We start from the raw sequence: 23,816 nt of genomic DNA on the forward strand, positions 1-23,816 counted from the left end.
TTTTAGAATTTTTGGGACTGTCAGGTACCATTTACACGAAGTACACAAGGTACGCGAAGTACACGAAGTTTTACTATAAGATCAGCCTGAAGTCAGCCTTTTTATCGAACTTTGAGTACTTCGTGTACTTCGAGTACTTCGCGTAAATGGTACGGGCGCTCGCATAAAACGTTATACGGGACTATTGCTTGCTCTCACTATGAGCACTACTGTATCTCACTTTTTGGATGCAGGTTTAAAGCCAACATCTTCGGGGCCCGAATACTATTTATTAATATATAATGCGACGTGGCCCGTTTTTAGCTGTCCGGTTGCAGGACAATAAACGTTATATACTAGCATACCATACATGATATGCATCTTAAAATTGAGGAGCATCATGGAAGTCGAGACGCTGAAGCGGCTGGCCCTGATGGGCGCGAATAAGGAGCAGGTGAGCCTGTCCTCCTCGATCTTCGCGACCTCGCTGGGCATGAGCCCCCAGACGGCGGCCAGGCGGCTGTCTGCCCTGGAAGACGACGGGTACATCACCCGGGTGGTAACACCCGAAGGTCAGAAAGTGAAGATCACTGACAAGGGCATGTTACTGCTCAGGTCTGAGTACCTGGACTACCAGAGGCTCTTCGAGAAGAACGGCCACGCCGTGCTGAAAGGCAAAGTGGTCACGGGCCTGGGCGAAGGCCAGTACTACATTTCGCTGGACGGCTACCGCAACCAGTTCAACGAGAAGCTCGGCTTCGACCCGTACCCCGGCACCCTGAACATCCGCCTGACGGAGCCTTTCGCCCCGGCAGAGCACGAAGCGGTCAAGATTGCCGGCTTCAAAGGCGAGAACCGCACCTTCGGGGGATGCAAGTGCTACCCGGTGAGGATCAAGGGAGTCAGGGCTGCGATTATTCGCCCGGACAGGACGAGCTACCCGCCCAACCTGATAGAGATCATAGCTCCGATCAAACTAAGACAGTCGCTCGGCCTCCAGGACGGCGACGAAGTAGAGGTGACGCTGGAATGATAGACGATGCAATACAGGCACTCCGCAAGGGCCAAGTGATACTGCTTTATGACTACGATAACCGCGAACGGGAGACCGACTTGGTCGTACCCGCGGAGTTCATGACCCCGAAGCTCGTCTACCAGCTTCGCCGTGACGCGGGGGGCCTGATGTGCGTGGCCATCGATCCGGCTGCCTGCACTAAGCTGGGCATCCCGTACATCGTGGACGTGCTGAAGTACGCGGGAGACTCCGGCAACGGGTTCGGCGCCATCGAGTCGATCTACGAGAAGGTAGGCGACATCCCTTACGACGCCAAGTCCTCGTTCTCGCTCTGGGTCAACCACCGCAAGACCTATACTGGCATCACCGACGATGACCGGTCGCTCACGATCACCAAGTTAGCTGACATCACCAAAAGCGCGCTCAACGGCAACAAGGTCCCGTTCGGCCAGGAGTTCAGGTCGCCGGGCCATGTGCCGTTGCTGCGCTGCGCTCCCAACCTCCTGAAGGACAGGAGAGGCCAGACAGAGCTGTCTATCGTCCTCGCCAGGGCTGCTGGTGTTACGCCGGCCATGGTCATGTGCGAGATGCTGGACGGGGAGACCGGCAAGGCGCTCACCAAAGAAGACGCTAAGGCTTACGCGGCAAAGCACGGCCTCGTCTTCTTGGAGGGCACTGAGGTCGAAGAGCTCTTCAAGAAGATGCAAACGCCTGCGGAAAATTAACTTCCCGGTAGCAGGATAAGTAAAAACAGCTCGGCGGTAGTCGCCGAGAGATTTTTTATTAGATGCTGATGGTCCTACAGGATAGGGCCATTACTCAGCACTTCTTTCTTCAGTTCCCCGAAGGTGGCCATCCGCTCCGCGAATGCGTTGTGGCGGTGGATGCTCTCCTCGTTCACCTGCTCGATGGTAATAACGGCGTCGTCCGGCAGGTTCGGGAACTTCTGGACGAGGTTCTTGGCCATGGTCCGGACACAGTCCTCCACGAACTTGGGGTTCTTATGGGCGGACTCGACCACGTGCCTCTCGTCTTCTCTCTTGAGCAGCTCGTACATCTGGGAGCTCATAGAGTTCTCTATGATGTCGATGATCGTTTCGATGGAGACCTTCACGTCGTCCCCGGACTCGATCTTGATCGTGCCGACGCCCCGCTGGTTGTGCGTTGGCATGGGCATGTCCTCCAGGAAGTCCTGGATCACGTTGTCCGCCACGCCGAGCGCTGCCAGCTTCTTAAATGCGCTCTCCTTGGAGATCTCCTGGGCGCAGGGGCAGGCAGTCATAGCGATGACTTTCGCGCCTATGGTCTTGCGGGTCAGGCCGCCCCGGGCTACGATCGCATCGGCGTAGATGTCGTACACTTCCTGGCATTCGAGGCCGGTCTTCGGCGACTTCTTCTTCATCATGTACTCGCCGTGCATCCTGACCTCGGCGTTGGACGCGTACTCGTGCGTCTCCAACAGCCGCTTCGACACGTCCACGCACAGGTCCTCAACCCTGTACACCGGCCGGTTGAGCGCCTCTTCCAGCGTACGGTCGATGGCTTCCAGGTTCCTGGACAGGTTCGCGCCCTTACGGTAGGAGGGTAGGTCTACGAAGATGTCGAAGGTCGGAATCAGAATAATCGGTCTCTTGTCGCTCCGGGTGATCTCCACCATCTTCTTGACCTCGGTCACGCCAACGCGCGTCAGGCCGATAGAAACTTCCGGATTGCTTGCTTGAACGTCGGGGAGTTGCACGATTTCACCAGGGATTGTATTCATAAGCGTCTTGTAGTAACATAAGGTTTACCATATGCTCGATCGCGGATCGCACGGACGCGGTGAGCCAGAGGGGAATCCGCCCATCGCCGGCCGTGCGGCGCCGTGCACTAAAAATCGGCTTACAGCGATGCCGGCGCACGATCAGAATTTATTCTCGCTTCGTTTATGTACTTTCTGTGAAATCGACAGAGCCGCCGGTCGCCGAGATGAGGTACCGGCGCACCTGCTCCAGGCCCTCCGGCGTCATCCGCCCGCAGTTCTGCCCGGCGAACGCCTTTTCGATGAGTCTGGCCGCAAAACTCTGGCCGAAGATCAGCGATACCTGCCACTCCCACCGTTTCAGCAGCGCGTCGAGATCGCTGGCGGGCAGGAGACGCTCCTCAGGCCCGAGGATGCTCTCTGCGCTCAGCAGCCGCTGCAGGTACCGGGCTGCCGCCACGGCAGGCATGTTTGGGGTAAGCAGGGAAACTGCGTAGACGTCGTCGTACACCTGGCCGGCCACGAGCAGTCTGCGGTCCGCTGCTTCCGTGAAGAGCACGTCGAGGCCCAGCGCCCTGCAATCGTCCACCAGCTGCAAAGCCCATTCGTCGCGGGGAAAGCACTCTGAGCCCGATACTATGTGAAGTACCTTCAGCCCGTTCCCGGACCCTGCCAGGCTCTTCTCCACTGCCTGAAAGATTCGCCGTACGTGTCCCTGATCCATGCTTCTCATACTTATTTTCAGCAAAGTATAAATAACATACGGGAGCACTTATTTACAATTCACAGAGAATTAGTCTGGTATCCGCATGAACAGCCTATCCAGAGAACAGCTGCTGTCGGTAGACGACGATGATGTCAGGAAGACAGTGATGAAGGACGAGCCCGCCGGAGAAACCCCGCTGACAGCAGCCGGCCTGCTATCAGTGGACGATAACGTCGAGGCCTCGGTAGTACGTGGTGAACCAGTGTGCCCCAAGCCTGACGAAAGTCCGGCCCCTGCAGAGGAGCTTGCTCCGGCAGAGGGAGGTTCAGCCACTGAAGTGATCAGAAGCTACCCTATTGGCCAGTTGTGCACTGCTCAGGTCCTCTGGGACAGAAGCGCCGGCCAGTACAGGTACGAGTTGATCGAGCCCCGGCTGGCCCCCGGAGAGAAGGCGGCGTACGAGTACATCGTGAAGGAGCTGCACAAGAAGCCCGGGTCCGAGCTGGCCCTGATGAGGCGGATCGGAGGCAGAGAGCGGATTCTCAGGAAGTTCGATCAACTGTGCGCCGCCCGGGGAATCAGGGGAGAGCCCAGGGACCGGCTCCTGTACTACATCGAGCGGGACTTCTGGGGCTACAAAAAGATTCACGCTTTGCTGCAGGACAGAAACGTCGAGGACGTGAGCTGTAACGGCTACCACCAGCCCGTCTACGTGTACCTGCCGGAGTTCGAGTCGATCCCTAGCAATATCACCTTCTCGACGGAGGAAGAGCTGGATGATTTCGTCATGTACCTCGTCCAGCGGGGAGGGAAGTCGATCAGCGCCGCCCGCCCGATACAGGATGTCGCCCTGCCCGACGGGTCCCGCCTGAACGCCACCATGTACAGGGAAGTCAGCTCCGGGGGCACCACCTTCTCTATCAGGCTCGCCAACAGGGCCCGCAGCGCAGCGGAGCTGATGCGCCACGGCACCTTTTCACCCGAGGCGCTGGCCTTCCTGTGGCTGGCGATGGAGAACAGGTGCAGTACCGCCTTCATCGGCGGCACCGCTTCGGGCAAAACGGCAGCGCTCAACGCAGTCGCTGCGTTCATCGTCGACCGCAACAAGGTGGTTACCATCGAGGACACCCGGGAAGTGCGTCTGTCCAGCCGGAACTGGACGGCGCTGGTGACCAGAGAGACAGGCGAGTCACCCATCACCGAGTTCGATCTGCTGGTCACGGCGTTCAGGCAGCGGCCTGAGTACGTGATCGTCGGCGAGGTCAGGACTCCTGAGGGGGCCCGCACGGCGGTGCATGGCATCAACTCGGGGCATACCGTTTCCATGACCTTCCACGCGGACAGCGCCGCGGGTTTCTTTAACCGGCTCACCCACGAGCCGTTCAACATATCGCCGTACGTGGCTGCAAGCCTGTCGATCTGCGTGACGCTCTCCCTGGTGGTCCTGCCGTCTGCCGGTACCGGTGAAACCCGGGCGAGACGATGTCTCGCCATCAGCGAGGTGGCGGGCGTAGTAGACGATAAGCTACAGATCAATACCGTGTTCGAATGGGACCCGGTCACTGACTCGATCCGGATGACGCCGGTCAGGTCTGCGGTGCTGGAGAAGATCCGGGAGTACCGGGGCTGGACCGAAGAGCAGCTCATAGGAGAGATCGCGGAGCGCGCAGCCGTGCTCCAGTGGCTGGCCCGCAACTCGGTCAGCGGAGACGGCGGGGTGCGGAAGGTGGCCGAGGCGTTCCGCAGGAACCGCCGCAGGCTGCTCGACTACATAGCCGCCCACCCGAGAGCAGGAGGCGATACAAGTGATGCCCTGCCCTGAGATCGGAGCCATCAGGCGGGCTTCCCGAAGCCTGTCGGCATCGAGGTGGATGGAAAAGCATTCGATCACCTACGAGAAGTGCCGGCTTGATCCCGAGTTTGACGACTTTCTCTACTGCACCTGCATCTACGCAGGTGCAGCCGCCTGTCTCGTGCTCATCGTGGGAGCGGCGATCGTCGCTATCGTCGGTGCCGGAACCCCGCAGGCACTTGCGTATACCCTCGCGGGCACGCTCCTGGCGGCGCCGGTAGTGTTTTTCGGCAGGCTGTGGTCCGTGTCATCCCTCATGGATTACCGGGGCGCCCTGATAGATTCGACGCTGGTGCACGCGGTCGGCCTCATGCTGGCCATGGCCAGCTTCAACGTGCCGGTACGCCGCATCTTTAGCAACCTCTCCAACCTATCCGGCGTCTACGGCAAAGAGCTGGCGCTGGAGGCTACTTACCTGCTGGCCCTCATCGAGGAGGATGGCATGGACGTCATCTCGGCCATGCGGAAGGCGCAGGCCACTTCGCCGTCCGCGCTCTGGCAGGAACTACTGATCGGTATCACCGCCGTTTACAGCAGCGGCGGCCTGCTGAAAGAATACCTGGACGGCAGATACCGGGCTCTGGCGGAGAAGAAGATGATGGACGTGCGCCGGTACAACGAGACAGTCCAGGGGATGGCCTCAGTATACCTGTCGGTCATCGGCATCGCCTCCATCTTCATCGCGATCATCAACCTGGTCTTCAACATGACCGGCATGGTTTCAGGGAACACCTTCGTATGGATTGACGCCATCGTGGTCGTGCCCCTGGGCAGCTTCATCATGGCAAGGGCGCTGAAAGCCGCTTCCCCGGAGGAGTGAGCGAGCATGGCAATTCTGAAAGGCTTCGACGCAGAGGACCTATGCCCTGCGCTCAAGGCCGCCGGCATGAGTAAGATTATCCTGGCAGCGGTGCTACTTGGCGGCTCTGTATCCGGTGCAGCCCTGTTGCTGGCCCAGCCGGTGGATGTGGCCGCGTATATCCTGCTAATGGGAGTGCTGGTACCCACTGCCATGGCCTACGGAGTTACAGCCTCGTACGACGGCGAGGTCAATGCCCGGGCACCCGAGCTGTTTTACGACCTGTCCGAGCACATAGGCGCCGGAGGCTCGCTGATCAGGGCTCTCAAACGAGTATCGGCCGGATCGTATGGCGTCATGTCCGACGAGATGTGCAGGGTGCTCTCGGAGATAGAGGACGAAGGGCTCGACCTCGCCGCCGCCCTAAAGGCGATGGCCAGCCGGGTAAACAACACTTATATCAGCCGGTCCGTGGCAGTGATCACCGAGGCGCTCACCTCCAGCTCAGACCTGGAGGGCATCCTGAAGATGGTGGCGGCAGATGGCCGACTGGCTTTATCGATGTTGAAAGAGCGGCGCACAGGCCTGCTGCCGGCGGTAGTGGTGATGTACCTGACCACGATCATCCTGATTCTCGTGGTCTCGCTCTGTATCACCTCGCTGGTCCCCATGTCCCAGCAGCTAAAAGCGCTGTCAGGCGGGGATGCCGCGGGCATGGAAAGCCCCAGGGAGTTCGCGCTCCCCTACTATTTCCTCTCCATATCAGTGGCTGCCTGCTCCGGCCTGATCATCGGGGTGATGAGGGACTGCACCGCCTTCGGCGGGCTCAAGGACGCCGCCATCCTGATCACCCTGGCCTTCGTCGTCTTCGAGGCAGTCGTGTTTCCCGGCTTCAACCTGATGGGGTTGCTGATGCCATGAGAGACGACGGTGTGTCAGAGCTGCTCGGCTATGCCATACTCGCAGGAGTCGTGATGATCGCGGCCATCGGCATATCTGCGGGGGCAGGGGACCTGATATCGGCGTGCGTACGCTATGCCGGGCTGGAAGAAGCCACAAGCTCGATGGAGGCGTTCTCAGGTGTCGCATCAAGATCTATCGCGGCCGGCAACGAGTTCCCTGCAGCCTTAGAGCTGGTAGTACCCCAGGGCTATGAGCTCGTCCTGCTGGCCGGGGAAGACGACTGGCGCTCGGTTACGATACTTGCCGGCAGCACGGAACTGACAACCCTGAGGCCGGGCAGCATCGGGCTCCGATCATCGTTTAGATCTGCGACCTGCGAAGCAGGAGGCGTTTTCGTCGAGGACAGCGGCACCTCCCGGACAGAGCAGGAGCCAGCTCTCTTTACCGCTGGCAGGCCCGGGGGCAGAGTGTCGCTATACCTCTGCGTGCCCTGCCTGTCCGCAGATACCGCCGTCATACCGCAGGGCAGGAGCGCCGTGCTGTCGCTCCGGTGCAGATCTGTACAGGATTTCTCGTGGCCGGCGCCCCCGGGGCAGCAGGTTTCGGTCGAGATCAGGACCGACAGCCGGGACGGGTGGAAGCAGGCGCTGGAAGCTCAGGGCTTCACGGTGACGATCAACGGAGATACAGTAAGAGGGACGATGGGAGGGATCGACGATGTGCGCCTCGCCATGGCGGAGCTGCAAGTCAGCGTACTGCGATGAGGGTATCGCGACGATGGCCGAGTACATCCTGCTGCTCGGCATATCGTTAGCCATCTTTCTCGCGCTGTTCGCCGCTTTCAGCGTCGCCGCCACCACAGCCGAAAACGATGCGACCGCCATAGCTGCCTATAATATCGCATCCTCGGTCAGCGCATCGATCAGCGAGGTGGCAGGTGATGGCACAGCTTCAGCCAGGGCAACGCTGGATTTGCCAGGGGACATCTGCAGCCGGCCATACATCGTGTACCCGTCTGCCGATGGCAGGCACATGGTCGTGATGGTGGGCCGGGCAGCCCAGCCCCAGAAGTACGCCGCTCCGCTCGAGATGTGCACTGACGGGGTCCGCATTGCCGGGTTCATGGCGGGAGGTCAGGAGAAGCATAGCTTAGCCTACGATGTGGATACCGGGACGGTGACGATCTCATGAGAGACGAAGCAGGAGGAGCCTTTAGCCTGGACCTGCTGGTCGCACTTGGCCTGCTGTTTGCCTGGACAGGGACAGCGGTCCTGCTTTCGTTCAGCACGATGGCCGCTCAGTATACGGACCAGTACTCCGTAGGATTACAGCCCATGGCCGAGAGCATCGGGGACACGCTGGTCAAAAGCCCGGGGTCACCCCCCTGGTGGCACACGAGCCCCGACCTGGCCCGGGGGGCAGCGATCATCGGCCTGTCGGACGGCCCTCCCTGCATCCTGTCCTCCGAAAAAGTGTACTCCCTGAGCTTCTTCAATGCCACAGAGCTGGGCCGGCACCTGGCGCTGGACGACTCGGAAAATACCTATGGTATCAGGATAGAGGTGTCGACTTACGACGGATCTGTCTCGGTTGCCTCGGGCTATGTAGTGGACGACGGAACGCTGGACGTAGTCAAGTCGACCCGGCTGGTGGTCGTCAGGCAGCCAGACGGCGTGGAGAGGAACGGAAAATTAGTAGTACTGTTGTGGAGGGAACATGTCGGCACCAGGGCGGCGGACTTCTGAGGCAGGGGCAGTCTATACTGTCGAAGCTGCCTTTGCCGCCATCCTGCTCATCTCCACCCTGGCCATCATCGTGCATTTACAGCCCGCCGGCCCGCAGCTCGGCACCGAGGACCTGCGAGTCCTGTCCGAGGATATGCTAAATATTCTGGAGTACAAGGGCAACCTGCCCGGCCACCCCGACCTCGCTCACACAGTCGCCTCTCAGGCAGAGTGGGATGCCAGAGCGCCGGAACTGGAGGCGGACGTAAGATCGATGCTGCCCCCGGGAACGAGGTTTTACCTGTCAACGCCCTTCGGCAGCGCAGGAGACGCTCCTCCGGAGGACGCTCCCAGGCATGTGCGGCCTTTCCAGGCGTTTGTACCCGGGGCGAACACGATCGCCGAGTGTAAGCTGATCATATGGAGGGGGTAAGATGAAGGACGATGGCCAGATGATCGTGCTTTCGGCCGTGATCGCCTGCATATTCCTTGTGCTGATTGTGGTAAGCCTGAGCAGCGTGCGAGAATCGGCCGCACTTAACAGGGATACCTGCCTGTCAGGAGATGATGCGGCTAACGTGCTCTGGGCCCAGGAGGCCTGCCTCCGGTGGTCGGCGGCAACCACGACAGGGTACTCGTGGGACCGGCGGTACGAGGCTGCAAATGCCTTCAGGATGGCAGCGGCTCCTGCGCTGGAGGACATGGAAAAGAACCTGCAGCGGCGAGGCATCGCCTACACTTTCACTTTTAATGACTCTGCAGCCCGGCCCTTTGTCACCGGGCACCCGCCGGGAGATATGGAATGCATCGGCGGTATTATCGTCAGCCGGAACGGCGGAGACGCAAAAATCGTCGGCTGCGGCTGGGACGTCAGGCTGTATGACAGGTCAGCCGCTTATGAGGCCACCAGACTGGTGGCCTGGTAGCCAGTCTACCATACTATCGCCGTGGTAGTAAGCCTACCCTGCTTGCGCCGGGGTAGTATGCCTACCCTACTTGCGCAGGTGTAGTTAGCACTCGTACCGGGGCAGGTTATCCCAGCCGGATTCTACGAAGAACATCGGCTTGTTGAACAGGCGCGTGTGAAGCGACAGGTAGTCCTCCAGGACCTGGAGCACCTCATCCCGGGGGACGAAGTATATCATGTGGTCCATCCTCTCGGTGATCCTGTCGATATCCTCGAATAGCGAGCTCATGTCGTTGACCACGACGAAGTCGTTGTCCACCATCTGCTCCATGGACTTACAGAGCTGCTTCGTCCGGTCGAGTAGCCGGTACTGAAGACGGTTGTACTCTTCCAGGTTTTTGACGAAGTCATCGATGCTCTGCACCTTCCCGTCATCCACGATGGACTTGCCGGCATCTATGTAGTCTGCCGAGATGTCGCCCGTCGAAAGATCAACGTCCGGGAAGTCGACTTTAATTCGCCTGTCGTTTTTCATGTTTTCCCTTAGTTAGACACAATGATTAAAGTATATATCTTTTCTCTTCTAACTGGTGCTTATTGGTAAATAAGAGCATGTATAGCAACCAATTTGACATATAGAGGGAAAATTAACTTATTTTCACGTAGAAACCCGGAGATTGTCACTTATATTATAATGACTGGTAAGTGAAAGCATAAAATTCCGCTTATGAAAAGATCACAAGTTACAGATACATTTATATATGTGCAGTAGGCAATGTATTCCCCGGTAGGAAGTATACTTCCGACTATGTGAACTATCATAACCGGTGGAGGAATGAAATTGCCTTCTGACAACAAGATCAAAGCAGTTTTCGACCTGATCAAGAAAGAGAAAGTCAAGTATGTGGACTACAAGTTTATCGACGTCCCCGGCATCTGGCAACATAAGACCCACCCGATCGCCGAGCTGGACGAAAGCATTTTCACAGAGGGGAGCGGCTTCGACGGATCGAGCATTCGCGGCTTCAAGGGCATCGAAGAGAGCGACATGCTGCTCGTACCGGACGCGGAGACCGCCTTCATAGACCCGTTCATCAAGGAGAAGACCGTCTCCATCACCTGCGACGTCAGGGAGCCCGGCACGCTGAAAAACTTCGACAGCGACCCGAGGTTCATCGCCAGGAAGGCAGAGAAGTACCTCATCGAGAGCGGCATCGCAGACACCAGCTTCTGGGGCCCCGAGCTCGAGTTCTTCATCTTCGACGACGTCCAGTACGACGTCATGTCCCCGTACAAGGGCACCAGCTACTCGATCAACTCGAACGAAGGCATCTGGAACTCTAACGCTAACCACGTCCCCAACCTCGGCCACAGGGTCAGGTTCAAGGAAGGCTACTTCCCGGTCTCTCCCACCGATACGCAGACCGACCTGAGGAACGAGATGGTCGGCGTCATGCACGACGTCGGCATCCAGGTAGAGCTTCACCACCACGAGGTCGCCACCGCCGGCCAGGCAGAGATCGACATGAGGTTCGACAGCCTGATCAGCATGGCAGACAAGGTCATGAAGTACAAGTACGTCGTCAAGAACGTCGCAGCGAGGAACGGCAAGACCGCGACCTTCATGCCGAAGCCCCTGTTCGGGGACAACGGCAGCGGCATGCACGTGCACCAGAGCCTGTGGAAGAACGGCAAGCCCCTCTTCTTCGACAAGAGCGGCTACGCCATGCTCAGCCAGACCGCGCTGTACTACATCGGCGGCCTGCTGACCCACGCACCCGCACTGCTCGCCATCTGCAGCCCGAGCACCAACTCCTACAAGAGACTCGTGCCCGGCTACGAGGCCCCGGTCAACCTGGTCTTCTCCAAGAGCAACAGGAGCGCAGCCATTCGTATCCCCATGTACAACGACAACCCGAAGGCAAAGCGCATCGAGTTCAGGCCGCCCGACGCGACCAGCAACCCGTACCTGGCCTTCGCGGCCATGCTCATGGCAGGCCTCGACGGCATCAAGAACAAGATCGACCCGACCAAAGCAGGCTTCGGGCCGCTCAACAAGAACATCTACCACCTCTCTGACGAGGAGAAGGCGAAGATCAAGTCCGTCCCCGGCTCGCTCGAGGAAGCCCTCAACGCGCTCGAGGCAGACCACAAGTTCCTCACCCAGGGCAAGGTCTTCACCGAGAGCTTCATCGAGTCCTGGATAGACTCCAAGCGCTCGAACGAGGTCAACCCGGTCCGGATGAGGCCCCACCCGTACGAGCTTTATCTATACTACGATGCGTAAGCATCGTAGTACCCTCACCTCCACCTTTTTTATTTTTAGCTTCTTTTTCATCTGTCGTGATCCAGTATAGCTAAGCGTGTCTACTAATCAGATGGAACTTCACTTCGCAGGTCTTTCGGAGAATCAAAATAATTTCATCCCTGATACTCGCCCGCCCTGACGCCTGCCGAGGCAGGCGTTCAAAAGGCGTAAGTCCCGGACAGGCTAAATTTTACATTTAGGTAACCTATTATCTTAACAGGCAATCACAAAGAATTATGGGACAGCCAGTATTGTGTCAATGGAATTATCGGGCTTTCGTGATCATGTCGCATGCCAGATCGATCGCACAGCGCGTTGCCTGCGATTGGGCCAGTGCATTAAGCATCACGAAGTCGTGGATCGTCCCGATGCACCTGACCGCAGTCACACTGACTCCCGCCTCGATCAGCTTATGGGCGTAGGCTTCGCCTTCATCTCGCAGTACGTCGAACTCGCCGGTAACGATTACCGCAGGCGGCAGGCCTGCCAGCTGATCAACAGAAGCTTGCAGCGGCGACGCCAGCGGCTGTTTTCTCTCGGCCTTATCCGGCAGGTATTGATCCCAGAACCACTTCATGGCCTCCCGGCTGAGCCAGTAGCCTTCTGCATACTGACGGTATGAAGACGTATCCATGCCAGCGTCGGTCACCGGGTAGAACATGACATGCAGGCGGATCTCCGGGCCTTTCCTCTGCTTTGCCATCATCAGAACAACTGCGGCCATGTTACCCCCGACGCTGTCTCCGGCGACGACCAGGCTCGACCCGTCGATCCGGTGATGCTCCCCGCTTTCGGCGATGTACTCGGTCGCCCGGTAACACTCTTCGATGGCGACAGGGTACCTGGCTTCGGGAGAGCGGGAGTAATCGACGAAGACGACGGCAGAATTCGTCATGTCAGCGATCTCCCTGACCAGCCGGTCATGCGTGCTTTTGTCGCCAAGCACCCAGCCGCCGCCGTGAAAATACATGATAGCGGGGAGCGTTTCAGTACTGCCTTCCGGCCGGACTATTCGGAGCGATACCCGCCCCCGGGGGCCGCCAAGGATGCTCAGATCTTCGATGTCGGCCGGTGGTAAGGAAACTTTGCTCGCATGCTGTACCTTTGTCAGCGCTGCCCGGGCATCTGCGGGAGTCATCTTATAGATCGGAGGGCCTCTCGCAGAGTTGATCTTGTCCAGAAATGCCTTCGCTTCGGGCTCGATGCCCTTGACTGGTGATATTACCGTCTCGCCGCTCAATGAGTTCTCCCCCACGGTTGCGCTTGTGAACGCTGGCAGATCACTATTGATCAGGGAGGCTGATATACCATAGCGAGATAATCGGCAATCTGCGCGCCGGCAGAGAATGCGAAAGCTATGCCGGACTACTCAGTTGTTACATAAAAAGAAGAATTATAGAGGTGGCGCTCTTTCCGAGCGTGCGCTCTTTCAGAGTGGCGCTCTTTTTATTAGTGGCAGCCGCTGCAGCCGGACCCGCAGGTCTGGTTGGGGTTCCTGACGATGAACCCGGAACCGTACGGGGTCTCGATGAAGTCGAGCTGGTACTCCTTGAGCTCATCCGCGAGGTCCTTGCTGTAGACCAGGTTGATGCCGTTGGAGTTCGCCGTGATGTCGTCCTCGGTCTTGTTCATGTCGAGGGCGGGGGCGTACTGGGGGCCGGAGCAGCCTGCGCCGGCGAAGTAGATCCTGATCATGTGGTCGGCCTTGTTTTCGTTAGCCAGCAGCGTCTTCAGCTCAGTTGCTGCCTTGTCGGTTACTGTCACCAAGATATATCACCTGAATTTTGCTGATTATAATTTTTATATTAGGTACAAATAGCTTGTGGCAGAAAAGCGGGAAAGGCTGGCTTCACCGGAAAAGAGAATCAAGGCGATATTAGCCGTATTTCAGACTTTCGGTGCCACAATAGCCTGTTAAGGCGATTCTTTCCCCTCTACAGCAGCCCTTTTTAACACAGGTGCCTCCGGGCGCTCGTCGTCGATACGCACATAGTATTTGGGCACGACCAGTAATCCCCGGCCACTGATGCCAGTGAAAATATAAAATACATAAATATATAATTACGGGAGGCGAATGATACGCGAGCAGAGGTACCGCCCATGTACAACTTTCCCGTCGGCACGTCACGCAAGGACCCGGCCTTCGGCCGCATCGTAAAGATCATCGAAGGCTTCCGGGGCTACGACAGTATCGACGACCTCAAAGCAGCCGACAGCATGGTCCGAGACCGGCTGGCGGCCCAGGTGAGGAAGACGAGGGAAGAGGCGGAGAGGGCTCAGAGCCTGCTTGAGAAGAAGATGCGCCTCTCGAACGCCCTGGAATTCAGCGACATGATCACCAATATGGAAAGAGCTCTGGCCAGGCTGTCCCGGCCCCCGAGTCCGAGGATCGCCGCTTGTGCAGTTTATACGCCTGAAGAGGACCTCATCGGCAAGCTCATCAGACTCGACTTCCAGATGCTGTCCGACGCCGAGAACACCTATAACCTCATGCAGGAATTCCAGCGCATGGACCAGGAAGACCTCATCCGCTCCAACATCCTCAAGATCACCATGGCCGCCCGGGACATCGCAGCCAGCCTCGACGAGAAGGACCGGCTCATCAACTGCATGATCCAGACTTGATAGTCCTGCAGACCGAAAAATTAAATATTCGTTTTTAAACTTTTGACAGCCTTCAGGCTGTCACGCCGTGGGCAACTGCATTTATGTCGTCGCGGATGACCTGCTTGAGGTCGACCAGTATTAAAAGCCGATTGTCGAGCTTGCCTACGCCCTGGATGTACTCAGAGCTGATGGAGCTGGACAGCGCTTCGGGCAGCGGCTCGATCTGGGTGGACGCCAGGTTCTTGACTTCTGTAACGGAATCCACGATTACGCCGACCACGTTCTTGTTGACTTCCATGATCATGATTCTGGCATTAGAGTCCATGGCCTTGCCGTCGAGGCCGAGCCTGGTGCGCAGGTTCACTACTGTGGTAACCTGGCCCCGCAGGTTGATGACGCCATCCACGTACCTCGGAGAGCCCGGAATTCTGGTGATCTCTCCGACCCTGATAATTTCCCTCACCTGGGAAATGTCTACCCCGAATTCCTCGGTTCCCAGCTTGAATATGACGAGCTGCATCTCGTCCCCAATCGTAGTATCTTCAGCCATAATAACGCCCCTGATAGCGAATGATGTAAAATTTAGAGCCTGATATTAAATAGCTATTGTATTCAAACTGTAATTACAGAGTAAGGGCTGAAATGGGCTTATAAATTTTTAAACTAACTTGTAAAAAAATTGTAATATGACCAATCGTACGCGGCGCTGTGCCGGCGAGCATTTCCGGGGTACTACACTTGTCAGAGTGACATGCCGCGCACAAATCCTCGATCGATAGTTTTTCCCCTTCCATCGCACTAACTCCGGCGGATGGTACCTCAGATAGTCGGTCCAATAATAAATCCCTTATAGTTACGGGTGTTAAAAAACATCCTTTTTTAATAGCATAGCGTTGAATATTGACTTATAATTATATAAACAATAGAATATTAATGTGTAGTTTGCGTATGAATTGCATATGGCTATACTGCAGACGTTTTGATTCCGGTAACCCGGATGAGGCCTCACTTTCGCTTACCAGAACAGCTTCCTATGACTTATCGCTGACGCGGATTTATGTCTAAGACGACTGCCCTCAAAAGTAACCTGGAAGCGCGGCTGCCGGTTAAGATCATCGTAGCCGGCTTTGTTCTCTGGCTTTTAAATGTGCTGTTCGTCGCATTGCACGAGGCCGGGCATGCTATGGCGGCCGCCAGCTTTGGTGCCGAAGTGTTCTCAATATACATCAGCCCGGCAGGGTACTGCGGGGGCACTTGCTATACTGTGCTGAGTAACGTAACTGAGGGAAACCTTGTGCTCGCCGGAGGCATACTGGCAACCACTCTCGCTACCCTGATCTTTAGCTGGCTGAAGCTGGAGTTCGCTGTCTACGTCATAGGGCTGCGTACGATCGAGAGCCTGCTAAACTTTTCCGGAGGGTCGGATATGGCAGCGCTGACAAGCTGGGCAGGGCCATCGATGTATGGTGTTTCTTTTATGCTAACAGCCGTTACGATGCTCTGCGTGGGTAAGACGGCTTATGAGAACAGGCTATGCGAAAAAAGGAAAACAGGGGCTTTAAGAGCCCCTTAACTTACTTATTATTTCTTTCCGTTCTTGTAGTAATAATAGCCTACCACACCTGCGACGATGAGCAGGAGTAACAGCAGCAGCCACCAGTAGTCACCGATCTGCGTCTGGGCAGTCGTGGTCGGCACCGGGGTCGCTGTCGGCGTCGGCGTCGGCGTCACGGTCGCGATGGTTCCGGACCCGGGGTTAGCGGGGGTCGAAGTCGGCTGGACGGTCGGAGCCGGAGTCGGCGTAGCCGGTAGCGGTGTCGGAGACGGAACCTCGGTTACACGCACGTAGAACTCGCTCATGTCAATTGTAGCGGGAATTCCACTCGGGACAGGGGTCGGTGCAACTATCGGCGTAGCAGTCGGAGTCACCTCAGGCTCAGGCGTAGCAGTCGGAGTCGGAGTCACTTCCGGAGTTGCCGTCGGCGTAACCGTAGGAGTCACAGTCGGCGTAACCGTAGGAGTCACAGTCGGCGTAACAGTCGGCGTAACCGTAGGAGTCACAGTCGGCGTAACAGTCGGCGTAACCGTAGGAGTCACCGTAGGAGTCACAGTCGGCGTAACCGTAGGAGTCACAGTCGGCGTAACAGTCGGCGTAACAGTCGGCGTAACCGTAGGAGTCACAGTCGGCGTAACAGTCGGCGTAACCGTAGGAGTCACCGTAGGAGTCACAGTCGGCGTAACCGTAGGAGTCACAGTCGGCGTAACAGTCGGCGTAACAGTCGGCGTAACCGTAGGAGTCACCGTAGGAGTCACAGTCGGCGTAACCGTAGGAGTCACAGTCGGCGTAACAGTCGGCGTAACAGTCGGCGTAACCGTAGGAGTCACCGTAGGAGTCACCGTAGGAGTCACAGTCGAGCCTATTGTAATGTATTCCCAGGGGTTTGTAGAATCGAGTGTCACACTCTTCGTTGCTAACAGTTCCCCATTTTCAGTATTGGTTACCTTAACAACATAAGTCCCAAGAGGTACGTTGTTAATGCTTAACGGATTGTTAGTGCTTGTATACTTACTCGGATCGAGTCGAGTAATTCCATCACTATCGTATACTATAATAGTTATTCCAGAAGCCAGAGTATTGTCAGCGTTAATTACTCGTATTTTCAGAACCGCAGTATCTTGCGCTGCAATTGCAGGTACGAGCATTGCCGGCGCCAGCACAATGGCGAGCGCCGCAATCACAATTATGGCAATGATCCAGACTTTGCCGTAGCTATTGATACCTTTCTTCATGCAATATTCCCCCCATTGGTGTTTTCGCATCTACCTGGCAACCATCAGGTTAAATTACCCCTAAATATGTGGTAACCCAATCTGTGGCAAACGCCAAATAAATGAGTTTTTTTGTAATTACCAATTAGTAATTAGACCTTTATAATCTTTCTGATCGGAGTAAATACGCCAAATAAAAGAATATTTTGTTTATATTAACATCACATGAATTTGCTAATTCGAATAAAGTGCTCTGTTATCGAAATAGCCTAAAAGAATGATTGGGAAGAACCATACCACCAATCCGAGGAGTAATCAATTGCGAAATCGGCCTGTTCACTTAGTTTACTCATTTCTTCCTGGATTGATAGCCAGATCTTGTTCCAGGACGCCCCATATCCAGGGATGAGGCCTATGCCAGAAGCCGATGATACAACTATCAGGACAGGCTGAGATAGTATCCGCAGGGGTAATCGGTATAAAAACGATGAGGCGATTATCGCACCTGTGCAGGATTACCGGCACTACCGACGTAATGCCGATCATAGCCGTCGATATATCCCGGCTCTTAACTACAAATGCTTCGTAATCATTAGATTTTGAGCCTGTATCCCAGCTTTTGGAGCTCCGCCTCAAACCTCTTTGACTTTAGTATCTCGAGGAAAGCCTTTGTAGCTGGCCGGTCCATGACATCTTTCCTGATCACGAAGTCGTACTCCTCATCCCTCAGAGGTATGAAGCCCAGTCCATTCTGGACCACAACCGTCTTGATACCCAGGCCCGCGTCCGCCTTGCCGGCGATGATCGCCGCTGCGACTGCGCTGTGGGTCTTCGCCTCGACATCGTAGCCCTTGATGGACTCGACCAGGTTTTCCATGGACAAGCCATTTTGTGCCGCGAGCTTCCGCAACTCCATGTCGAACAGCGTCCGGGTCCCCGACCCTTTGGTCCGGTTAACGATACGCTTGCCGGGCAGGTCTTCGATTCCCCGTATGTTCAGGGGATTGCCTTTTGCCACTATGATCCCCTGTTCCCGGACGTAGCCCTTGACCAGGACGGCACCCTTGATGCCCAGCGCCCTCAGGAACGGCTCGTTGTAGACGCCGGACTCGTCGAGCAGGTGTACCCCGGCCACGTCGGCCACGCCTTTGCGGAGGGAGCGGAAGCCGCCCATAGAGCCGACGTTGATCGACCTGACGGTGAAGCCTTTCTCCCCCATCATATCCGTGATGACGTCGATGCCCAGGCAATGGCTGCCTATGATCAAAAGATCGGGGAAGGCGATGGCCGGCGAGAAGAGCCTGACCTCGACATCGGAGCCCTCCTCGATCACGTGGACATCCTCGCCGATCTCCACGTAGCCGTCGGCGTCCCGGAGCGAGGTCACCGCGCCCGAGCCCTTTTCGATCGGGTAAGCGGCCAGGCCGTCTTTCGTCCGGGTCAGGCCTACGGGCTGGAGGACTTCCCTGCCTGCCTCCGACTGGAGGGTGAGGGCCATCTTCGCTTTTACAGTTGAGCGCTCTGGCTCCCGGCGGCCGCTCATGTGCCTTATTAACGGCGCGGCTACTTCGTTGAAGATGGTCAGCGCCGAAGACGGGTAGCCGGGCAATCCTATGAATGGCCGGCCGTTCGCCTCGCCGATGATCGTGGGCTTGCCGGGCTTGATCTTGATGCCGTGGACCAGGACTTTGCCGACTCCGCCCACAGTGGAGAACATCATGTCCGATGCACCGGCTGAGGTGCTGCCCGAAGTCAGGACTAGATCATACTGGCCGGCGGCGTCCAGCAGCGCCTTCCGGAAGGCGTCGGGCTCGTCCCGGACGATGCCGCAGTAGAAGGGCTCGCCGCCGTTCTCCAGCACGCCTGCGCCTACTGCATAGGCGTTGACGTCGTAGATCTGGCCGGGCCTCAGCGGCCCGCCGGGCGGGGCTATCTCGTTGCCCGTTGAGATGATGGCCACCCTTGGCCTGCGGTACACCGGCACTTCTTTCAGCCCCACGGCTGCGAGCACGCTGATCTCTCTCGAGGTGAGCCTGGTGCCTTTTCGGAGCACCAGCTCGCCCTGCATGACATCGGCGCCGGCGTGCATGACGTTCTCCCCGGGGGAAACGGGCTTGCGCACGTGGACTGTGCTACCCTCGGTGTCGGTCTGCTCCACCATGACCACTGCGCTGGCCCCTTCGGGCATCATGGCGCCGGTGGCGATCTCGACTGCAGTGCCAGAGTCTACCTTCGCGGTGGGAAGGTCGCCGGCGTGGATGATGCCGCCGAGCTTCAGCGACCGCGGGTCCGCCTCGTCGGCACCCCACGTATCTTTCGCCTTAACCGCATACCCGTCCATCGAGGCCCGGTCGAACCCGGGCACGTCCACCCGGGACGTGATGTTGCCGGCCAGGGTACGGTCGTAGCATGCCTGAAGAGGCACCTGCTCTTCCTCTCGCCTGTAGAACTGAAGCAGCGCCTTGCGGGCGTCTTCCAGCGATACCAGGGTGCGGAACTCTTTTCTGCTGCTGTTACTCAAGGTAAACGACCTCCACGGTTTCTCCGGCATCGTAGCCTTCCCGGTCTTCGGGCACTATCACGTAGCCGTCGGCCAGAGAGACGGAGCTGAGGATGCCTGCGCCTTTGGTCCGGAGCGGGGTAGCTTTGCCGTCTTCGACAGAGACGCGGGTGTACGTCCGGTAGCCTGCCTCAGACGGGATTTTCCTCGTAAGCACAGCCTTATCCGTTCGGTACCTGGCAGCCGGAAAGTGGCCCAGCTTTTTCACGGCCGGGTCTACGAAGACCATGGAGTCGATGGCGCACGCCGCCGGATAGCCGGGAAGACAGACGATGGGCGTCCGCTTTCCTCCAGCCTCAATGTAGCCCAGCGCCACCGGGCGGCCGGGCTTGATGGCGACGCCGTGCACCAGCACCTTGCCGACGGAGGCCACGGCCTCTGCCAGCAGGTCCCTTTTGCCTACCGAGCTGCCGCCGGTAGTGACGATCAGGTCGTAGGCTGCAGCCTCTTGCAGCGCTTCCCTGATTTTATCCAGGTCGTCGACCACGATGGCGTGCACGCCGGGCATACCCCCATACCGCCGAACATAAAGGTAGTTCATGACGCCGTTGCTCTCGTTCATCTGGCCTGCCTGGGGCTCGGTGCCCCGGGGCACGATCTCTTCGCCGGTGGGTATGATCATGACTTTGGGAAGGCAGTAGACAGAGACTTCCAGCAGGCCCATCGATGCCAGCAAGCCGGCATCGGACGGCTTGAGCTGGCGGCCTTTGCGAAACACGATGTCGTTCCTGCGCACGTCCTCGCCCCTGAAGCCCACGTTCTGCCCGGGCGAGACCTGCCCGAGCACCTCCACCAAGGCACCCGCAGGCTCCGTGTTCTCCACCATGACGACAGCATCAGCGCCTTCCGGTATCGGGCTGCCCGTGTGGACCTGCCTGCACTCGCCGGGGTTTACTCGATCTGCTGTGACCACTTTCAGCATGATGCCGGCGTCCCTGCTGCCGCCGAAGGTATCCTCCGCCCGGACCGCGTAGCCGTCCATTGCACTCCGGTCGTAGTGGGGCACATCCCTTGGCGAGAGGATGTCCCCGGATAATACACGGCCGTCACATTCCTCGATCTTAACCTTCTCTACCGCAGCCAGGGGTTCGAAGGAGCTCAGGAAGATGTCGAGGGCTTTGTCAATGCTGGTCTTGGTCTGGAAGCCCGATTTCAGAGGCATAAAGAAGTAAATGGATTTGATAGCCTTAAACGTTGCGGGTTTTATCAATAGGCTAGCTGTACCTCGAATCCGGCGCGTTTAAATACAAGGGCATCGTACGGTTAACAGGTGATCTTATGAAGGTCGAATTAAATGTCGATGGCAAGCAGATACCGATGAACAAGTTTGTGCAGAAGATCGTGGGCTCCACCATTAAAGGCATGATCGAAACCCTCGACGACGTGGGCGCGTGGAAGAAGCTGGAAATTAAAATCAGCAACGAAGAGTAGTTTAAACTTTTTAGGTCTGGCGAAGGGATTTTTGACGATTGCGGCAGGGCTACAGGCTAAATGTAACTACATTAGATTACGAAATATTTATGTAATAACCTGTATTAGTTACACACATACATAACCGCAACATACCTGCTCAGGTATTTCCTCCCGGATAAACCAGTAGGTCCGGAGTTGGAAAGTACTGCAGCCGCCCGGCCACCCGTAAAATGCCAAGGTTTATGTGGCCGGGCTTCACATTTATCGGTTACTTATTATCATAGGTGGGCAATGTCAGCTAATTATATCGTTGATGGCTTTTTCCAGGCCGTTAGCCTGATAGCAAGCCTTAACCCCGAAATCCTCGGGGTGACAGTGCTATCGCTGCAGGTTTCCGGCACCGCTACATTGCTTGCCGCGCTGGTCGGCATTCCAGCCGGAGTGCTCATCGGCCTCAATGAGTTCCCGGGTAAGCGGCTGATCCAGAACATAGTAAACACTCTTATGGGGCTGCCCCCGGTGGTCGTAGGCCTGCTGGTCTTTCTGACAGTATCCAGAGCCGGGCCGCTGGGATCGTATGGCATCCTGTTCACCCCTACCGCGATGATCATCGCTCAGTTCGTGCTGGTCACGCCCATCATCACCAGCCTGAGTATCTCGGCTACCAGAGCGGTCGATCGCCCGGTAATCGAGACTGCGGTATCGCTCGGCGCCCGGAAATTCGAGACCATGTCGGTGGTGCTCTTCGAGGCCAGGCAGGCGCTGGTCACGGCAGTGCTGGCAGGCTTCGGCAGGGCGGTGGCAGAGGTGGGCGCGGTCATGATCGTGGGCGGAGACATCAGGTGGGCGACAAGGGTGCTGACTACGTCTATCGTGCTCCAGACTAGGGTAGGGGATTATGCGATGGCCATCGCCCTCGGCCTGATTCTACTGTTACTGTCCTTTACGATCAACCTGATGGTCAACATGATGCAGGGGGATCACCGGTGAGCAGCCTGTCTGTCAGAAATGTAACGAAAACGGCCGGGAACAAGGCCATCCTTAAGGACGTGAGCCTGGAAGTCAGGGACGGGGAGATCATGGCGATCCTGGGCCCGAGTGGCGCGGGAAAAAGCACGCTACTTCGGATCGTCAACATGCTGGACCGCCCTGACAGCGGCCAGGTGCTCGTCGACGGGCGGAACGTCTGGGCCGAGAACCGGCTGGAGATGCAGCGCTCGATGGCGATGGTCTTCCAGAAGCCCATAGCCTTTTCCTGGAACGTGTACGATAACGCGGCCTACGGCCTGAGGTTGCGCGGGGTCGACAAAGCGGAGATCGATTCGAGGGTGAAGGAAGCGCTGGCACTGCTCGACATGACGGGCAAAGAGCGCCAGTATGCCCGCAGCCTCTCCGGGGGAGAAACCCAGCGGCTAGCCTTTGCAAGGGCGGTCGTGCTCAGGCCGAAGCTGCTGCTCCTGGACGAGCCCACGGCTAACCTGGACCCGGCGAACGTGGCCATAATGGAGCGGGCAATAAAGGATGTCAACGAGAAGTACCGCACCACGGTAGTGCTGGTCACCCACAGCATATACCAGGCCCGGCGGCTGTCCACGACGGCGGCTTTCATGATGAACGGGGAAGTCATAGAGGCCGGTAAGGACCTGATCGAGAGGCCGGCAGACCCCAGGACCCGGATGTTCATCAACGGAGAACTGGTATATTGATACTGCCTAACAACTCGTCCAGCGGCAGCTTATGCTGTCTCTCTTTAAGCTCTCTCCAGTGGTCGGCGCAGTAGTCGTCCGGGGACGGAGATGTGTAGTTTTGCCTGTGCACCCGGATCAGAGATCCGACCATAGCGCACTGCTGATCCTCGTCGTGGTCCAGCCCCAGCAGGTGGCCTGCCTCGTGGATCAGCACCGTTTTCTCTTCACCGTCGTCCCGGATGTTGTTCTTGAAGATCACGAAGGAGTCGCCGCGATAGCTCACTCCCCCAACCCTGTTGCCCTTGCTCAGCTTTGGCTCCGGAGCTGTAGCGTTCACGTAAAATATATAGATCACGGCATCTCCCCCGATCAGCCCGGTACGGGAGATGGCATGCTCTTTGATCATCGAGTTGCCGAACACCGTCACTTCTCCGGAGCCCAGGATTGAGGGCACTTCTTCCGCCCCGATATCGGCATATTCCCGAACTACGACTGTTTTCCCTGTGGCGTTCGAGAGCAGAGTTTGAAGGTGCCGTAATGCGGCATCTGAGGGCGTGGGAGCTTCCCCGTAGTGGACTTCGACGACTAGCCGGTTATAAGTAGACGGCTCGAATAGGTATACCGGCGCATATGAGCCTACCTTGCTTACCAGGCTTTCGTGGGCATACCACGGGACCGCGACCGAAGAGACAGCAAGGCAGAGCGTGAAGGCTGCCAGTAGGCCGACTAACAGAATAAGGCTCCGCCGGGGCATGGATAGTGATTATACACGACTGTTTATAACGTTTGGCATTGAGGGCTGCCGTTAGCCGGACCTTGTGTATTTAGGTTAAAGACTGGTTTGC

General features: G+C 57.3%; 28 protein-coding genes. 18 read left to right on the forward strand and 10 right to left on the reverse strand.

From position 1 onward, the window contains the following. The first annotated feature begins 11 nt into the window (after positions 1–11). The 3 genes from ACPLPM_RS17730 (at position 12) to ribB (ending at position 1,719) form a co-directional block, all read left to right on the forward strand. A complete protein-coding gene (locus ACPLPM_RS17730; protein ID WP_424358100.1) occupies positions 12–146 on the forward strand; it encodes a hypothetical protein in 135 nt (44 codons plus the stop codon). A 203-nt stretch (positions 147–349) separates the two neighbouring features. Next, entirely contained in the window at positions 350–1,012 is a 663-nt protein-coding gene (locus ACPLPM_RS17735) for a DUF120 domain-containing protein (protein WP_424358101.1), read from the forward strand. Then, on the forward strand, positions 1,009–1,719 hold the full coding sequence (gene ribB, locus ACPLPM_RS17740; RefSeq protein WP_424358102.1) for a 3,4-dihydroxy-2-butanone-4-phosphate synthase: 711 nt from the start codon (positions 1,009–1,011) through the stop codon (positions 1,717–1,719). Before ACPLPM_RS17735 ends, ribB begins: the two co-directional genes overlap by 4 nt. A gap of 74 nt (positions 1,720–1,793) precedes the next feature. Here the strand turns inward: ribB and mptA are convergent, their stop codons facing one another. Further along, positions 1,794–2,756: a GTP cyclohydrolase MptA gene (gene mptA / locus ACPLPM_RS17745; RefSeq protein ID WP_424358103.1), complete on the reverse strand. Its 963-nt coding sequence runs from the start codon at positions 2,754–2,756 to the stop codon at positions 1,794–1,796. A gap of 163 nt (positions 2,757–2,919) precedes the next feature. Next, on the reverse strand, positions 2,920–3,468 hold the full coding sequence (locus ACPLPM_RS17750; protein ID WP_424358104.1) for a hypothetical protein: 549 nt from the start codon (positions 3,466–3,468) through the stop codon (positions 2,920–2,922). Between the two features lie 76 nt (positions 3,469–3,544). Here ACPLPM_RS17750 and ACPLPM_RS17755 point away from each other — a divergent pair, with 76 nt between their 5' ends. Genes ACPLPM_RS17755 through ACPLPM_RS17790 form a run of 8 tightly spaced genes read left to right on the forward strand, consistent with a single transcriptional unit; the run spans position 3,545 to position 9,645 of the window. After that, a complete protein-coding gene (locus ACPLPM_RS17755; RefSeq protein ID WP_424358105.1) occupies positions 3,545–5,263 on the forward strand; it encodes a type II/IV secretion system ATPase subunit in 1,719 nt (572 codons plus the stop codon). Next, entirely contained in the window at positions 5,250–6,113 is an 864-nt protein-coding gene (locus ACPLPM_RS17760; protein ID WP_424358106.1) for a type II secretion system protein F, read from the forward strand. The genes ACPLPM_RS17755 and ACPLPM_RS17760 overlap by 14 nt, the downstream gene beginning before the upstream one ends. A gap of 6 nt (positions 6,114–6,119) precedes the next feature. Beyond that, on the forward strand, positions 6,120–7,013 hold the full coding sequence (locus ACPLPM_RS17765) for a type II secretion system F family protein (protein WP_424358107.1): 894 nt from the start codon (positions 6,120–6,122) through the stop codon (positions 7,011–7,013). Further along, the gene (locus ACPLPM_RS17770) at positions 7,010–7,759 is read left to right on the forward strand and encodes a hypothetical protein (protein WP_424358108.1); all 750 of its coding nucleotides are present in this window, start codon (positions 7,010–7,012) and stop codon (positions 7,757–7,759) included. Before ACPLPM_RS17765 ends, ACPLPM_RS17770 begins: the two co-directional genes overlap by 4 nt. Further along, the gene (locus ACPLPM_RS17775) at positions 7,713–8,186 is read left to right on the forward strand and encodes a hypothetical protein (RefSeq protein WP_424358109.1); all 474 of its coding nucleotides are present in this window, start codon (positions 7,713–7,715) and stop codon (positions 8,184–8,186) included. Before ACPLPM_RS17770 ends, ACPLPM_RS17775 begins: the two co-directional genes overlap by 47 nt. After that, a complete protein-coding gene (locus ACPLPM_RS17780) occupies positions 8,183–8,740 on the forward strand; it encodes a hypothetical protein (RefSeq protein ID WP_424358110.1) in 558 nt (185 codons plus the stop codon). The genes ACPLPM_RS17775 and ACPLPM_RS17780 overlap by 4 nt, the downstream gene beginning before the upstream one ends. Continuing rightward, positions 8,712–9,152 carry a DUF7262 family protein gene (locus ACPLPM_RS17785; protein ID WP_424358111.1) on the forward strand — a complete coding sequence of 147 codons (441 nt, stop codon included), beginning with the start codon at positions 8,712–8,714 and terminating at the stop codon, positions 9,150–9,152. Before ACPLPM_RS17780 ends, ACPLPM_RS17785 begins: the two co-directional genes overlap by 29 nt. Position 9,153: 1 nt before the next feature. Continuing rightward, positions 9,154–9,645: a DUF7261 family protein gene (locus tag ACPLPM_RS17790; protein WP_424358112.1), complete on the forward strand. Its 492-nt coding sequence runs from the start codon at positions 9,154–9,156 to the stop codon at positions 9,643–9,645. Between the two features lie 84 nt (positions 9,646–9,729). Here the strand turns inward: ACPLPM_RS17790 and ACPLPM_RS17795 are convergent, their stop codons facing one another. Beyond that, the gene (locus ACPLPM_RS17795) at positions 9,730–10,161 is read right to left on the reverse strand and encodes a hypothetical protein (RefSeq protein ID WP_424358113.1); all 432 of its coding nucleotides are present in this window, start codon (positions 10,159–10,161) and stop codon (positions 9,730–9,732) included. A gap of 300 nt (positions 10,162–10,461) precedes the next feature. Between ACPLPM_RS17795 and glnA the strand changes: the two genes are divergently transcribed. Then, positions 10,462–11,913: a type I glutamate--ammonia ligase gene (gene glnA, locus ACPLPM_RS17800; RefSeq protein ID WP_424358114.1), complete on the forward strand. Its 1,452-nt coding sequence runs from the start codon at positions 10,462–10,464 to the stop codon at positions 11,911–11,913. A 286-nt stretch (positions 11,914–12,199) separates the two neighbouring features. Here glnA and ACPLPM_RS17805 read toward each other — a convergent pair whose 3' ends face one another. Next, positions 12,200–13,174, reverse strand: a complete 975-nt coding sequence (locus ACPLPM_RS17805) for an alpha/beta hydrolase (RefSeq protein ID WP_424358115.1) — start codon at positions 13,172–13,174, stop codon at positions 12,200–12,202. A 209-nt stretch (positions 13,175–13,383) separates the two neighbouring features. Further along, positions 13,384–13,698, reverse strand: a complete 315-nt coding sequence (locus ACPLPM_RS17810) for a HesB/IscA family protein (protein ID WP_424360011.1) — start codon at positions 13,696–13,698, stop codon at positions 13,384–13,386. A gap of 336 nt (positions 13,699–14,034) precedes the next feature. On the opposite strand from ACPLPM_RS17810, the gene ACPLPM_RS17815 reads away from it, so the two are divergent. Beyond that, positions 14,035–14,559 (forward strand): hypothetical protein, encoded by a 525-nt coding sequence (locus tag ACPLPM_RS17815; RefSeq protein ID WP_424358116.1) that lies wholly within the window; start codon positions 14,035–14,037, stop codon positions 14,557–14,559. 52 nt (positions 14,560–14,611) lie between these two features. Here ACPLPM_RS17815 and ACPLPM_RS17820 read toward each other — a convergent pair whose 3' ends face one another. Beyond that, positions 14,612–15,091 (reverse strand): chemotaxis protein CheW, encoded by a 480-nt coding sequence (locus ACPLPM_RS17820; RefSeq protein WP_424358117.1) that lies wholly within the window; start codon positions 15,089–15,091, stop codon positions 14,612–14,614. A gap of 507 nt (positions 15,092–15,598) precedes the next feature. Between ACPLPM_RS17820 and ACPLPM_RS17825 the strand changes: the two genes are divergently transcribed. Beyond that, positions 15,599–16,114, forward strand: a complete 516-nt coding sequence (locus ACPLPM_RS17825) for a hypothetical protein (RefSeq protein ID WP_424358118.1) — start codon at positions 15,599–15,601, stop codon at positions 16,112–16,114. Between the two features lie 8 nt (positions 16,115–16,122). On the opposite strand, the gene ACPLPM_RS17830 is transcribed toward ACPLPM_RS17825, so the two are convergent. Continuing rightward, positions 16,123–16,401: a hypothetical protein gene (locus tag ACPLPM_RS17830; RefSeq protein ID WP_424358119.1), complete on the reverse strand. Its 279-nt coding sequence runs from the start codon at positions 16,399–16,401 to the stop codon at positions 16,123–16,125. Here ACPLPM_RS17830 and ACPLPM_RS17835 point away from each other — a divergent pair. Next, a complete protein-coding gene (locus tag ACPLPM_RS17835) occupies positions 16,400–17,056 on the forward strand; it encodes a hypothetical protein (protein WP_424358120.1) in 657 nt (218 codons plus the stop codon). The genes ACPLPM_RS17830 and ACPLPM_RS17835 overlap by 2 nt on opposite strands. 846 nt (positions 17,057–17,902) lie before the next feature. Here the strand turns inward: ACPLPM_RS17835 and ACPLPM_RS17840 are convergent. Further along, entirely contained in the window at positions 17,903–19,831 is a 1,929-nt protein-coding gene (locus ACPLPM_RS17840; protein ID WP_424358121.1) for a molybdopterin biosynthesis protein, read from the reverse strand. Further along, complete coding sequence (gene glp / locus ACPLPM_RS17845) at positions 19,824–21,032, reverse strand: gephyrin-like molybdotransferase Glp (protein ID WP_424358122.1); 1,209 nt, start codon at positions 21,030–21,032, stop codon at positions 19,824–19,826. Before glp ends, ACPLPM_RS17840 begins: the two co-directional genes overlap by 8 nt. Before the next feature lie 116 nt (positions 21,033–21,148). Here glp and ACPLPM_RS17850 point away from each other — a divergent pair, with 116 nt between their 5' ends. From ACPLPM_RS17850 to ACPLPM_RS17860, 3 genes are all read left to right on the forward strand, one after another. Then, the gene (locus tag ACPLPM_RS17850) at positions 21,149–21,301 is read left to right on the forward strand and encodes a hypothetical protein (RefSeq protein WP_424358123.1); all 153 of its coding nucleotides are present in this window, start codon (positions 21,149–21,151) and stop codon (positions 21,299–21,301) included. A gap of 273 nt (positions 21,302–21,574) precedes the next feature. Beyond that, positions 21,575–22,273, forward strand: coding sequence for an ABC transporter permease (locus tag ACPLPM_RS17855; protein ID WP_424358124.1), 699 nt, complete (start codon positions 21,575–21,577; stop codon positions 22,271–22,273). Continuing rightward, the gene (locus tag ACPLPM_RS17860; protein WP_424358125.1) at positions 22,270–22,989 is read left to right on the forward strand and encodes a phosphate ABC transporter ATP-binding protein; all 720 of its coding nucleotides are present in this window, start codon (positions 22,270–22,272) and stop codon (positions 22,987–22,989) included. The genes ACPLPM_RS17855 and ACPLPM_RS17860 overlap by 4 nt, the downstream gene beginning before the upstream one ends. Here the strand turns inward: ACPLPM_RS17860 and ACPLPM_RS17865 are convergent. Further along, on the reverse strand, positions 22,967–23,725 hold the full coding sequence (locus tag ACPLPM_RS17865; protein WP_424358126.1) for a M12 family metallo-peptidase: 759 nt from the start codon (positions 23,723–23,725) through the stop codon (positions 22,967–22,969). The two genes, ACPLPM_RS17860 and ACPLPM_RS17865, sit on opposite strands and share 23 nt — an antisense overlap. Between the last annotated feature and the right edge of the window lie 91 nt (positions 23,726–23,816).

The organism is Methanocella sp. MCL-LM, from assembly GCF_049676595.1.
Taxonomy (GTDB): Archaea; Halobacteriota; Methanocellia; order Methanocellales; family Methanocellaceae; genus Methanocella_A.